Origin of the sequence: Colidextribacter sp. OB.20 (assembly GCF_009911595.1) — a bacterium.
Classification (GTDB): domain Bacteria; phylum Bacillota; class Clostridia; order Oscillospirales; family Oscillospiraceae; genus Lawsonibacter.
The window spans coordinates 1-13,514 of record NZ_QWKG01000042.1; the positions used below are offsets into that span (position 1 = coordinate 1).

At 46.6% G+C, this 13,514-nt stretch carries 12 protein-coding genes and 3 tRNA genes; 4 read left to right on the forward strand and 11 right to left on the reverse strand.

The annotated features are described in order from the left end of the window. Nucleotides 1-230 (forward strand): hypothetical protein (locus tag D1641_RS19260; RefSeq protein ID WP_207708639.1); only part of this gene is annotated, 230 nt, incomplete at its 5' end. Nucleotides 231-254: 24 nt separating this feature from the next. On the opposite strand, the gene D1641_RS11235 is transcribed toward D1641_RS19260, so the two are convergent. The 9 genes from D1641_RS11235 to D1641_RS11275 form a co-directional block, all read right to left on the reverse strand. Beyond that, complete coding sequence (locus D1641_RS11235) at nucleotides 255-2,201, reverse strand: methyl-accepting chemotaxis protein (RefSeq protein ID WP_160665712.1); 1,947 nt, start codon at nucleotides 2,199-2,201, stop codon at nucleotides 255-257. A gap of 417 nt (nucleotides 2,202-2,618) precedes the next feature. Then, nucleotides 2,619-3,254 (reverse strand): FAD-dependent thymidylate synthase, encoded by a 636-nt coding sequence (thyX, locus tag D1641_RS11240; protein ID WP_160665714.1) that lies wholly within the window; start codon nucleotides 3,252-3,254, stop codon nucleotides 2,619-2,621. A gap of 24 nt (nucleotides 3,255-3,278) precedes the next feature. Beyond that, on the reverse strand, nucleotides 3,279-4,244 hold the full coding sequence (locus tag D1641_RS11245) for a hypothetical protein (RefSeq protein WP_160665716.1): 966 nt from the start codon (nucleotides 4,242-4,244) through the stop codon (nucleotides 3,279-3,281). Further along, nucleotides 4,245-6,140, reverse strand: coding sequence for a hypothetical protein (locus D1641_RS11250; protein WP_160665719.1), 1,896 nt, complete (start codon nucleotides 6,138-6,140; stop codon nucleotides 4,245-4,247). Between the two features lie 16 nt (nucleotides 6,141-6,156). Next, on the reverse strand, nucleotides 6,157-7,230 hold the full coding sequence (locus D1641_RS11255) for a hypothetical protein (RefSeq protein WP_160665721.1): 1,074 nt from the start codon (nucleotides 7,228-7,230) through the stop codon (nucleotides 6,157-6,159). Between the two features lie 22 nt (nucleotides 7,231-7,252). Then, complete coding sequence (locus D1641_RS11260; RefSeq protein ID WP_160665723.1) at nucleotides 7,253-8,314, reverse strand: DNA cytosine methyltransferase; 1,062 nt, start codon at nucleotides 8,312-8,314, stop codon at nucleotides 7,253-7,255. Between the two features lie 244 nt (nucleotides 8,315-8,558). Continuing rightward, complete coding sequence (locus D1641_RS11265; protein WP_160665725.1) at nucleotides 8,559-9,128, reverse strand: KilA-N domain-containing protein; 570 nt, start codon at nucleotides 9,126-9,128, stop codon at nucleotides 8,559-8,561. A 55-nt stretch (nucleotides 9,129-9,183) separates the two neighbouring features. Continuing rightward, the gene (locus D1641_RS11270) at nucleotides 9,184-9,534 is read right to left on the reverse strand and encodes a recombinase family protein (protein WP_160665727.1); all 351 of its coding nucleotides are present in this window, start codon (nucleotides 9,532-9,534) and stop codon (nucleotides 9,184-9,186) included. 185 nt (nucleotides 9,535-9,719) lie between these two features. Beyond that, nucleotides 9,720-9,795 (reverse strand) — tRNA-Val (locus D1641_RS11275). 182 nt (nucleotides 9,796-9,977) lie between these two features. Between D1641_RS11275 and D1641_RS11280 the strand changes: the two genes are divergently transcribed. The 3 genes from D1641_RS11280 (at nucleotide 9,978) to D1641_RS11290 (ending at nucleotide 12,559) form a co-directional block, all read left to right on the forward strand. Continuing rightward, nucleotides 9,978-11,303 (forward strand): glucose-6-phosphate isomerase, encoded by a 1,326-nt coding sequence (locus D1641_RS11280; RefSeq protein WP_160665729.1) that lies wholly within the window; start codon nucleotides 9,978-9,980, stop codon nucleotides 11,301-11,303. A gap of 497 nt (nucleotides 11,304-11,800) precedes the next feature. Beyond that, the gene (locus tag D1641_RS11285) at nucleotides 11,801-12,010 is read left to right on the forward strand and encodes a hypothetical protein (protein WP_160665731.1); all 210 of its coding nucleotides are present in this window, start codon (nucleotides 11,801-11,803) and stop codon (nucleotides 12,008-12,010) included. A 138-nt stretch (nucleotides 12,011-12,148) separates the two neighbouring features. Next, nucleotides 12,149-12,559, forward strand: coding sequence for a hypothetical protein (locus D1641_RS11290; protein WP_160665733.1), 411 nt, complete (start codon nucleotides 12,149-12,151; stop codon nucleotides 12,557-12,559). Between the two features lie 430 nt (nucleotides 12,560-12,989). Here D1641_RS11290 and D1641_RS11295 read toward each other — a convergent pair. Continuing rightward, nucleotides 12,990-13,074: transfer RNA gene (locus D1641_RS11295), tRNA-Tyr, on the reverse strand. A gap of 172 nt (nucleotides 13,075-13,246) precedes the next feature. Then, nucleotides 13,247-13,322 (reverse strand) — tRNA-Thr (locus D1641_RS11300). Nucleotides 13,323-13,514: the final 192 nt, after the last annotated feature.

Here is a 13,514-nt window from a genome sequence, read left to right on the forward strand (position 1 = left end):
GCGGCCAGGTTGTATACAACCTGGCCGCGTTTTTAGCTCTATTCGGTGCAGTAAGTGCCCTGAAACTGCTGTTTTCCAACAGTATATTCCATAAAAACTTGATAATAAGCTGCCCCGTCCGCTGTAATCCACCTTATAATACTGTCATCCCAGAGAAAAAGAGAGGATCGCACCGGCGCTTTTGCCGCACCGGTGCGATCGTAACCGCTTTGAATGACACTGCTTTCTAAAAAACAGTTGGGCCTATGTTTACTTTAACTTAGCTGGAACTTGCTTACTAAGCTATTCATCAGCAGGGATTGCTCCGACAATTCCTGCGCGGTAGCGGCGCTTTGCTCCGAAGTGGCAGAGGTGCTTTGAATAACGGAGGAGATTTGGTCGATTCCCTCGGTCACCTGAGAGATGGCTGTGGTCTGACTTTCTACCGCCTCCACAACCGCGTCCACTTTAATCGTTACATTTTCCGCGATGGAGTTGGTTTTGCCCAAGGATTCCGTCACCTTCGCGACCACCTGGCCGCCCTCTGCGACAGCGGTGATGGACCCCTCTATCAGCTCCTTGGTGGCCTTGGCCGCCTCGTCAGACTTAGAGGCCAAATTACGCACCTCATCCGCCACCACGGCAAAGCCTTTTCCTGCGCTGCCCGCCCGTGCGGCCTCCACAGCGGCGTTTAGGGCCAGAATATTGGTCTGGAACGCAATGTTTTCAATGGTATCAATAATCTTGCCGATTTCTGTGGAGGAGCCGGATATTTTCTCCATAGCGGCATTCAGCTCTTGAACATAATTCACGCTGACGCCCAGCTGCGCGCCTGCCTGAGCCACAAAATGTCCGGCTTCCTCTGCCGCGGCCGCGGTGTGCCTGGCGTTCTCCGCGATGCTGTCGGCAGTGGCGGAGATTTCCTGGATTGTGCTGGCCTGCTCTGTGGCTCCCTGGCTCAGTGACTGCGCGCCGTTGGATACCTGAACGGCGCCGCTGGCCACGGTTCCGGCGGACCGGCTGATTTGGGAAAGCGTATCCTTCAAGGAATTGTGGATGGCCTTAATGGACTGCTCCATGGTGACAAAGTCGCCCCAATATGTACGCGTGATCGTTTCACGGAAATCTCCCTGCGCCATTTTGCCCAAATGATGGGACACATCCTGCGCCACATCGTTCAAACGGGACAGCATGGTTTCCAGCGCCCTTGCCAGCTGGGCGGTTTCATCCCTGGACTTTACGCGGGGGGAGGGGGTGTGCAGGTCTCCGTCGGCCATCTTCTCCAGCCGGGCAACACAGGATTGAATGGGTCCGGAGATAGACCTGCCTACCTTGAGTGCCACGGGGAATGTGGCGAGCACAACGAGGATGACCACCAGAATGGTCAGCAGAATGCTCCGGTCCAAGGAGGATTTGAGCTCCCGCTGGCTGGTCTCAATGGCGATGCTCCACTCCTGATTGCCGTCAATGGGAGCGAAGCCCACAAATTTGTTGTCGCCATAGAAATTATATGCCCCGAAGCCGGTTTCCCTCTGGATCATACGCTGATTCACAGCCGCTACATCCGCCACGCTGGGGTCCGATTTTGCGGCTTCAATCATGTTGGAGCCCTCTTCTACAATAGAGGCCTCCCGATGGCCAATGACATTCCCCTTATTGTCCAGCACATAGGCTACGCCGTCGCTGCCTATGGACAAATTTATTACAATGTCCGACAGAAAATCAGCGCTGATTCCGCCATAGACCACGCCGTCGAAGCGGCCGTTGGTGATGATAGGCACCTCCAGCAGGAAGATCATCCGCTGTCCGTCGTTCATAATATCGGAGATATAGGGTTTCGCTGTGGCCTTGCACTGTTGAAAGTAATCTTCTTCCGCGTAGCTGTATCCCGTGGAAGAAAACCCGCTGGCGTCCATTTTGCCGACGTAAAGAAAGCCGTTGCGCTGGGCGATATCATCTCGAAGGGGGACCAGCTCCGGAGCAGTCGGGTCAGATTCCCGGAAAATATCAGAGGCGGCGGCCTCCTGGAGCGCCGTCCAGTAGTTTCCCATCTTCCACTCCACAGCGTCCGCGGCCATCTGTGTAGCGGGACCCAAGGTTTTTGTCGTGACGTCATCAATTCCACTGGCGTTCAGCAGGGCTGTAATCACGCCGATCAGCGCTGAGCCTATCAGCACGACCGACAACATACTGATTTGGATTTTTGATTTGATCGACTTCATACATGACCTTCCTTTTACCTGTGATATTTCGGGCAAGAGGGTATGCTCCTCTACAATATACGCGATTTTTGATTGTGCCCTGAATCCTTGATATTTTAGCATGAAGCCACAAAATATTCAATATGGATTTTTGTCTTGCCGAAGGCTTTTCTTCTACGAGTGACCTGCCGGAACAGGCCATCGTACGACATAATGGAATCAGGCAGAATTGTTTTTGTGAGAGAGTAAAAATGATGTGACATGCTTTTACGCTCATCTCCCAAAAGTCTGCCCAGACCACCCCAGGCGGTGAAAAAAGAAACCCCGCTCTTTTCTCTCGAAAAGAGCGGGGTTTATGTCTTTCATTGACAAAAAAGATGTAGATCCTATACATTAAAATAGTTCCCGATTTTCCATCTTTTGTTGGCGTGTCAAGTATTAATCGGAAAATTCATAACAAATATCTTCAAAAATCGGAGGCAAAAGTTCTTGCATCTGTTGCAAAAGCGGAATCGCTACTTCACGCATTTGCGGGTGTGCTCGTTTAGAAGTCCGCAATTGAAAGAAATGTCTCCATTCTCTCAAGTTCATTGTGACGATGATTTCAGTTTTTAAACTATTAGGTAGGATGCTACGGGCTTGCTCTGGAGTTGCACCTGCTTCGATTAGAGCCAGATAGCATGTCTCAGCTGACTGCATCTGTTTTTTCCATAAAGAGTAGGCAATAGAGTCCTCTGTCCAAAAACAAGGCTTGATGAAAGTCAACTCATTTCCAAACTTGTTCTTTGAATAATTGCAATATCTTGTGCTTTCTTGGCTATAACTTGCAATACGGTGGCGTACGATTTCATGCGTAACACCGCGATCACAAATAATTCGCACAGAGAGTTTTTCGTGTTCAATTACAGACTCATGCCCGCTTTTTAATATTCTGCGAATGAAAGGTGCTGCAGATTCAGGGGTAATATTTTCTTCACTTTTATAGCAAACACGGCCAAATGTCTCGATATTTTGGAGTATTACAGAAGGATTTGGATTTCCTAAAATTTCAAAAGATGGCTTTATGATTCTCATAGCAGTGTTCTCCTAATTTGTTGACTAGGATAATTTGTCAATTTCCAAGAAATCAATAATTGAAACATTATCACTCGGTTCGGAATAAGATATGTTATAAACTTCTGGAATGGGATAACACACCTGTACTCTAGAATTGTCCAAGGCAACTAGTGCTGTGGATATTGTAGATAGTTTTGTATTCAGCGGCACAAAAATAAAGTTATCTAAAGGAGATCTTGTGAGAATTTCTTGTAAGCTGGAAATGGTACTGGTAATTTCGCTACAAGAAAATGTGAATTGATTGTGCCGAACGCCCTGTAGATTTTCCATCCAGTTTTTAAAGTCATTTTCGAAACTCGTCATGGTTTCCTGATGATTTAAGTTTGTTGGATCTTTTCCGATTCCAATTGAAAGGACATCCGGCTCCAATAATTCTACAAGTCTAGTAGCTCGCTCCCATTCAAATCCTGTAAGGACTACCAAGTGATATTTCTGTGCAGGGTTAAAAGAGCCGGGGTAACCAATTACATTACGAACCTCTTTGCAACCTTTGCTAAGCCAAGGTTCATATTTTTTCGCACCATTATATATAAGGAAAATAGATTCAAAATAATTGCGATTGATATGGAGAATTTTAAGAAATATCAATAGTACTTCATGGGTAAAGGTAGATATATCAACAACCAAAGACTTTTCTTGCGAGGTAATTAGTTCTTGAATGACTTTTTGCAGCCCTTCTAATACTCCTAAGGGATTCTCAAAGTGTAACTCTAATGCGATACTGTCCGAGAGTTGGTTACAAATGCTTTGAAAATGATCCTCATTATGCATATTCATTCCACTGTCAATGTTTCGAATAATATACGTTTTCCTGATATGTGTAATATCCACTACTGTTGATAGGGTACGACAGCGATTTTCAAAGCTTGCACAGCCAATAAATACATATTCAGACGGTAAATACTGATTTGTTTCGTTAATATGCACTTTTTTTAGATAATCCACCATTTACCCCTCCATGCAGTCAAAAAGTGATAACTGATAGAGACCGTTCTCATCATCTGACTTATCATTGTCTATGCGTCGTAATTCTTTTCCAGAATAAATCGCTTTGTGAAGGTCGTCATTTGTCATAAATAAATAACCCTGAAATCCCGTTGGATCCAACGTAAAAATTGGAGCAAAACACCGATTAAGGACATATAGAAAGGTTCGCCCTGTTCCATCTTTGTTGCCAATATATGATTTATGCAGAAAACCAAGTCTAACACCAAGTTGAAATACCTGCTGCAACTCCGGATCGACTTGTTCTGGGTTGGAAAGAGCTATAGAAAAGACTTTTCGCTCTGAACGTCCTGAGAACGGATTATCAATATCGCCAGAAACCAAAATCTCATGAAAAGTTTTACCCATTGCATTAATCAAATTTGCTAGCTTATCCGTAGTACTTTGAGGTGAAGTCGATGTCGCAATTTCGTGAATTCCACTCTCTAGTTCCTTACCCTTTTGTAATTCAGCAAATAGGTAAAAGTCGGCTTTTGCACGCATTACATTATCCTGAACATCAGTAGGAATAAACTTAACTTTCTTTCCAAGCCTTTTATCATCTTCAGGAATCTGGTTATCCGCAGTGTCAAACATTTTGGCGGTTGCATCTAATAAATAACGGATAATACCAGAGGACAGATGAATGATATTATCCAGGCCCGCGTAACGGTAAGTTCGACGAGATTTACTAGTGCCTCCTAGCTGCCGGATGTAGTTTGGAATGGCATAGCGTCTAACATCATCATTTTTCCTATATCCTCGGCCATCTGTTTCATAAGCGCAGCTGATAATTTTGGCCTGCTCCGCAACGCCGTTCTCCTGCTTTTCATAGGATGGGAAAAACAACTTCAATGCACTTTCTGCCGCTTGATCACTTTCTAAAGCAGCCTCATCTACATAATGGTTCAAATAAAGCCTTTTGATTAATATTTTGATTGCTTTTTTATAAAAGCTACCACCAGCCAGCTTAGTCGTATACAAAAAAGAAATGTCAATTTCTTGATAGTCGTGAGGAGCTTCGACTAAAACATCCGTGGGGGTCAAATAAGTCTTATACAGTCCAATTTGTGTAGACACTTTTAGGCTAATTGTCGGTTGTGTACGGCTAGCCAGCCAAGAATTAAGAATCTGCGTTTGTATCATGCTCAAATTATCGGCATCGTCAATAAAAATGAGAAGCGTTTTATTTTGGGGGAATCCCGGGAGTTCCAGTATCTTAGTAAATACAGGAACAATAAAACGCGAATAAGATAGTAACGGAAGAGAATATGAAAAATCAGGATTTTCCGGGAAAAGTAGATTGGTGATGTATGGAAGAAAATCACAAGACATAAGGAATAAGTGCTCATAAAGAGATGTAAAGAAATTACTGGGTGAAGTATAATCTGGTTCCACTGTATCCTTACACCCTGCAGCTTTTAGGTATCGCATATAAGTTTTCTCAAAAAATATTTGGTAGGCAGTTGCATCGTAGTACTCATCCTCATATTTGTTTTTGGACAAACTAAGGAAAGATTGCATGACAACATTCAAAGTCAGAAAATGTTCATTAATCAAATACGGAATATGCACATTGTCTAGTTTGTGCAGCTCCTGTAAGTTTAAACTTGTTCGCTTGATGGATATGCAGACCGCAAGATAAGGGAGCTTGGAAAAAGAGATTTTCTCCCTTACCATTAAAAAATCCGGAAGGGAGCAACGGATCAACATGCTTTTTCCACAACCCCTAGCCCCCATAATGAGCGTATTTCCAGGTCGAGTTATTTCTGGATAATCAGAGTGCATTTCGACAAAAAGTTGGTCAGCTTGTTCGGCCGTGAGTTCCTCAGGAGAAATTACTGAAAAAGGATTTGCCATCAGTCATACCACCTTCCTATTTTAGGCTCATAGCTGCACGTACAGCTTTACCATCCTTGAACTTCAACCCGCTGGCTGTACCAGGCAGACCGGCATCCAAATAGTCAGAAATTGAAGATCGTGTTTCATCCGGATATCCCTGGAGGGTCAACCGAAGAGCAACGTTCTCTTGGATCTGATAAGAAGACCCCTGTTTAAGGAAACCAATCACAATATTTAAAGTCGTTAATCGAATCATACCATAGGCATACTTTTTACAGTATTCTAATTCTCTCATACACTTAGCAAGACGATTCAAAATCTCGTCGTATAGGTAAACCTTCTTGCCGTTTTTTCCGATTTTCTTTTGCGTCAAATCATATGGAACCCGGAATTGAAACTTTATAGTATCTCCTTCGATACTGACGGGAACTAGCGCTTTGGAGTATTCATGATACGCCTGATTTGCGGCTGGAATAGGAATTTCAGGAGGTGCCGCTCTCCCCAAATCATCTGAAATTTCGTCTGCAAATCTAAGAATGGCAGCAAGAAGCTTACAACGGATTTGAACACTATCATAGGATTCATCCACAATATTCATTGCATGAATCGTGTCTTTACTGCCATCCACATAACCACCATGAGCTGTCGCAATAGCCGTAACAAAACCTTGTTCCACCGTATCTAGAGGTAAACTATCCCCCATCTTCTCAATAATGCTTTCAATTTTTTCTTCATGTTTATCTCTGCCCAAAATATTACCGACATCATGAAAGTGGATAGATACAAGTAGAAGATAGAGTTCATAACCAGTCAACTGCATAGGATCAACTAGAATGGATTGTGCATGCGATATGACAGATCTAACATGATTAACCCCATGATCCGTCAACAAACCATCCCCTGCAATTGCTGCCCCCAGATTCACATTTGGATGGTACTTTTGATTCATGGTTTCTTCAAATCGAAAGTATTGTTCCGCCCAGTCAAAGTCTCTATCAGGAAATTCCTTTACGGAAGAATCAACCTCTTTTCCTGTTCTAGGATCTATTCCTTCTTGTTTGCATTGCAGATAATATCGGAGCCCATCACGTGCCATATAGCGTCCCATATCAATGATTTCCTTTCTCTATCTATATTTTTTCAACAACTTTCTGAAAAACATATTTTGCCAAAAGAGGAGGGACAGCATTTCCAACCTGCTGTTGCTGAAACCCAATACTACCTTTAAATATGTACCAGTCTGGAAATGATTGCAGTCTAGCTGCTTCACGTACAGACAATCCCCTATCAGCCCAGGGGTGGATAATCATATTCTTTCTATAGTTTCCAATAACTACAGAGGGTTGATCCTCTCTTAAGCGATAATAGATGCCTGTGTGACAACGTGATGAATCAGCATAGTTTTCCATTAATTCTGGCGGAATCGCAGCCCAATTCTGTCCTTGCTGGATATGGGTATATCGTTTCAGAATATATGCAGCATTTTTAGATACTAAATGTCCACTGCATTGGGTTAAACCATTACGCATCAGTTTGGCATAATCATTATCTGGCTCACACGAGTATGGTAAACAATCAGTATTAGCCCCATTTTCTAAGATTGGGAGATCACAAAAAGCATCCCTAACAGTAACTTGCGGCATGGGTTGAGTCCCTCCCAAATCAATTTGCACCCCATTTTTGGAGCCGATAAGAAACAGTCTGCTTCTCCTCTGCGGTACACCAAAGTCAGACGCATTAAGTATAGAGTAGGAACATGTGTATCCCGCGTGTTGGAAATCAGTAAGAATACTACTAAAAAAAGCACCAGATTCCATTTCCAACAATCCTGTCACATTCTCAAATACAACCCACTGTGGATCAAGGATTTGAACCATACGAATAAATTCCTTATATAACCAGTTGTCTGGGTTGTTACGAGTATTTGTTCGTCTATTGGAAGAAGAGAACCCCTGGCAAGGTGCTCCTCCAAATAGAATGAGCTGATTTCTGAAAGAATTGTATGGGAAACCAGTTATTTTACGGATATCAGCATGAATAATAGATGTTAATGGGTGGTTAACCTTATAGGTTTCCGCAGCAAAGGAATCTATTTCTATTGCATATTTGACTGTTATTCCAGCCATCTCGGCGCCAAGTGACAAACCACCCGCTCCTGAAAATAAATCAACACCAATTATTTGTTTTTCCATCCTCTTATCAGAACTCCTGCTATAGAATCTGATTCTATTGTAAATTCCTTAAAAGCTATCAGAAAATATTATATCACGATTACAACTTATTCGCAAACTAAAATTCAAATCTACCAGGCCAACGCTTTTAGTATTTTGGCAATTTTTTGCTGATGGTGTATTTTTTGAATTGCTGTTGTGATATTGTCAATATCAATCCCTGTTTTTTGACTATTCATGAGGAATAATATTAACCTTAATGAAGCTACATACGGTTCCGAACAATTGCTAACCGCACTTTCGGATCTAACCACAGATGGAAGTCTGCTGCAATTTCAGGGTAAGCACTCACACCTCCGCCTTTTCCTTGCTTTACATGCATTCCAACCGCATGCGTCTTTCGAATCCACAACGATGGCGTAATGGTAAGCGATGTGGTATGCCCCAGGTGAATTAGCTCCTCACAGGCCCTATCATCAAATTCCTCATTTATGTCATTCTCCCATTGACGAAGAAACTCCAATGTGTTGCGGCTACGCATCCAACTTTGAATGGTATATCCAGGGAAATCAACTGAATATTGCTTTGCCAGTCCTGTCAATGACACCATATCCTCACAGATCATGCCTCGCATATAACGTCGTATGATTTCAGTATAATCTCCAATCTTTTGAGCAGTCCGGAGTTTTTCTTCATTTAACGAGTCGTAAAAAGACTTCCTGTGCCTGTCCACCAAATCCTGGTCAATTATCTTCTTGTCGAGAAGCCGACTAATTGCGGACTCATATTGGAATGCCAAACGTATGTAGAGTTCGCCGATTTCTTTCTCTGTCATGATCCCATTCTCCTTTTCTTACAAGTATATCAGAAAGAACAGGATTTGTACAGCTTTATTCCATTTCTATGGAGGAGGACTGATATCTGGTCGATTTTCTTGGATGTCCGGCCTTGTCGTAATCCACATTGCACCGATGACCTTTTTCGAATTGAGTATCTAAATACACTTTCATACCAACAATCGGAATATATTTCTTGTTGGTAAGGAGCTTGTCAACGGCTGCTCTGGTCCACTTGGGGTTCCCCGTTGGGGAGGGAATGCTCTTTGCAAAGAGCATATCAACAATTTTTCCCAAGCTGGCTCCGACAAGATAATACTCAAATATGCTGCGGACAACATCCGCCTTTCCTTCATGCACGATGATTTCCTCGCCAGCCAAAACATAGCCATATGGAAGTTTCATATTTGCCTCACTTTCTAAAACATAAATAAAAGCAGGTTTAAGGGAGAACCAATCTCCTTAAATCTGCTTGTTGATACCTGCAATATGTAATTATAGCCAATTCAAGATTGTGATTTTAGTGTAATTTTACTTGGTACGGACAAAGCCTGCGTATAACTATCGTTAAACGCAGGCTTTGTCTACAATGGTGGACGATACAGGACTTGAACCTGTGACCTCCCGCACGTCAAGCGGATGCTCTACCAGCTGAGCTAATCGTCCGAACAGCAAAAATTATTATACTGATTAAGGCTTGCTTTGTCAATAGGGAATTTGATTTTTTCTCGTTTTTGCAGAAAATTTTTTTGGACTGGAAAAAGATAAAATTTTTGGTGAAACGCCCTAAAGAGTATGCTATAATACAGACAGCGTTTGTCCCATTCTTTCACAGGAGGAATGTTCCAATGTTAAAACTCGATCTTTCCAAGCTGAGCGGCTTCATCCCTGAGGACTATCTTACCTCCCGGCAGGACCGGCTGGCCAAGGCGGCGGAGATGGTGGCCGCCCACACCGGCCCCGGCGGCGACTTCACCGGCTGGGTGTTCCTGCCCCGGGACTATGACAAGGAGGAGTTCGCCCGCATCCAGGCGGCGGCCAGGAAAATCCAGAAGCAGTCCCAGGTGCTGGTGGTCATCGGCATCGGCGGCTCCTACCTGGGGGCCCGGGCGGTTATTGAGGTGCTGCTGTCCAACAACTACAACCTGAAAAAGAAGGACACCCCCGACATCTTCTTCGCCGGCAACGGCCTGTCCACCGACGCCCTGCTGGAGCTCATCGACCTGATCGGCGACCGGGACTTCTCGGTGAACGTCATCTCCAAGTCGGGCACCACCACTGAGCCCGCCGTCTCCTTCCGGATCTTTAAGGGCCTGCTGGAGCAGAAGTATGGCAAGGAGGGGGCCAAGGAGCGCATCTACGCCACCACCGACAAGGCCCGCGGGGCCCTGAAGGGCCTGGCCGATACCGAGGGCTATGAGGAGTTCGTGGTGCCCGACGACGTGGGCGGCCGCTACTCCGTCCTCACCGCTGTGGGTCTGCTGCCCATCGCTGTGGCCGGGGTGGACATCGAGGCCCTCATGGGCGGCGCCCGTCAGGCCATGGAGGAGCTCACCGTCCCCGGCCTGGACAACCCCGCCTGGCAGTACGCCGCCGCCCGACACGGCCTGTATCAGGCCGGCAAGAGCATCGAGGTGCTGGCCGGCTACGAGCCCAAGTTCCGCTTCTTCGCCGAGTGGTGGAAGCAGCTCTACGGCGAGAGCGAGGGCAAGGACGGCAAGGGCCTGTTCCCTGCCAGCGTGGAGTTCACCGCCGACCTCCACTCTATGGGTCAGTACATCCAGGACGGCGAGCGCCTGATGTTCGAGACCGTGGTGAAGTTTGAGCCCGACGGGGAGTACAAGATTCCCGACGACCCCGCCAACGTGGACGGCCTGAACTTCCTGTCCGGCAAGCCCCTGGCCTTCGTGGCCGAGCAGGCTATGCGGGGCACCATCCTGGCCCACGTGGACGGCGGCGTGCCCAATGTGCTCATCGAGATGCCCAGGATCACCGCCCAGAGCATCGGCTACCTGATCTACTTCTTCGAGTATGTCTGCGGCCTGTCCGGCCACCTGCTGGAGGTCAACCCCTTCAACCAGCCCGGCGTGGAGGCCTATAAGAAGAACATGTTTGCCCTGCTGGGCAAGCCCGGCTATGAGGACCTGCGCAAAGAACTGCTGGCGAAGCTGTGATCGGAGGAGACAATACCACTTCCCTGGAGTAAGGTATTGACAAAATCCAAGTACAAGATTATACTGAAAATAGAAAGGGCGCTGCCGGCAGACGGTTAGCCCAAAGGTTTATGTTACAAGAAGTAACCGCACTCTTTGGACGGAGGGGCGGTTACTTCTTTTTGCCCGAGCAATGCTGTTATTATTGCAGGAGCAAAAAGCGAGGTGAGAAAATGTTTCCAAGAACGGGCCGGCCCCGCAAGGAGATTACCAAAAGCGTCAACCTCGGACTGCGATTGACGGAAGAAACAGCGGCCAAATTGCAGCGCTGTGCGGACGCTCTTGGGATATCCCGGACAGAGGTCACTGAACAGGGAATTGACCTTGTGGAGCAGGGCATGAAAAAATAGAGTGCTGGCTACCCTCGCAAAGCACGCCAACACTCTATATCAACCAAGCCCGGAGGTTTGGCAAATCTGATTATGCCACACCTCCGGGGAAAAATCAAGGAGGAAACTATGAATTTACAACAGCAATTACTTGATTTGGACGTGACAGTCAACCGGATTTCCAGAGGAATCAGCGCAGTTTCCCTGATGTCCGCAGGACTGGACCAGGACCTGGACCCCCGTCTGGATGGCTTCAGCGCTATCTGTGAGTATCTGTTTGATACCGACCAGATGCTCCGAAGGCAGTTAAACCTCTGTTTAGACACAGTGCGGCAGTAAAAAGAAGCAGATACCCGGACCGCCCCCTGTGCAAAAAAATTCACAATTATTTTAGTTGAAATAAAGGCCGGGATATGGTAGAGTATATATAAACAGAGGGCGTTCACCCCAATGTCAAAATGATAAGGAGTGATACACATGATTCGTGTTATCATGGGCAAGAAGGGCTCTGGCAAGACCAAAAACGTGATCGAGATGATCAACAGCGCGGTTCAGACCGAGCACGGCAACGTGGTCTGCATTGAGAAGGGCAACAAGCTGACCTTCGACATCCACTACCACATCCGCCTGGTGGAGGCCAGCGAGTACGATATCGCCGGATATACCGCCCTGAAGGGCTTTATCAGCGGCATGTACGCCGGCAACTATGACATTACCCACATCTTCATCGACAGCCTGACCAAGATCGTGGGCGGCGACTGCGACCACGAGACTGAGCTGTTCCTGGATTGGCTGAACAAGTTCGCCGAGCGGCACAATATCAAGTTCACCATCACCATCAGCGACGACGCCTCCCTGGCCCCCGAGGGCGTAAAGAAGTATTTTTGACTGTAATCACCGACAGCGCCCCGGCTCAGGCCGGGGCGCTGTTTTTCGCTGACCGCAAGGCCTTTGAGGGGATGTCCGGAGAGTATAGTCCCTTAAACCGGCACGAAATAGAACAAATTTTCGATTTTACCCGTTGACATCTCCCTGAGAAAAGAGTATTCTAGACGCAGTTATAGAACTAACGTTCTATAACTGCGTCTTTCTGAATTGCCGCAAACAGACGAGGTAAACCGGGGCCTGCAAAATTTCGTCTGCTTCGCACATTTCGCCTTCGGCGAAATACAACCCTCCGTCACGGCTTTGCCGTGCCACCGCTGCTCAAAAGGAGGCTTTCTCCTGCGGGAGACGAATAGAAAAACGGCAGCCCTGACGGGAAAATGAGCGCATGGCGATAAAAAATCGCCACAAGCGATTAACGCTTGCGGCGACTTGGTGGAGGAGGGTGGATTCGAACCACCGAAGCGAAACGCAACAGATTTACAGTCTGCCCCCTTTGGCCACTCGGGAACTCCTCCATATTCAGTTTTTGTCCTCAGCCGCCGGAAGCGGCCCCAAATCGAAGCCCAGCGACTGCGCAGCCGTTGGCGGCTCTGCCGCCTTACGGATGCGGCGTGCCCCTTGCGGGTAAGCGGGTTCGATTTGGAAAGGAGACACAGCGAAGGAAACGATCCAAAGCCTGTGTCGATGTGGAGCTGGTGGACGGATTCGAACCCCCGACCTGCTGATTACAAATCAGCTGCTCTACCGGCTGAGCTACACCAGCACATGGCGGCTGTCCACCAACAGCGAACGTTATTATAGCAGAGAATAGGAGGTATGTCAAGTAGAAAATAAAAATTTTTTTGCCCCGCCCCTCAGGGACGCCCAGGCCGAGCGGCCAGCCTGGTACTGCTCCCTCTGCGGCGGGGAGCAGTACCGCTTCGACCAGGGCAGATACAGGCGTGGGAGGCGGCTG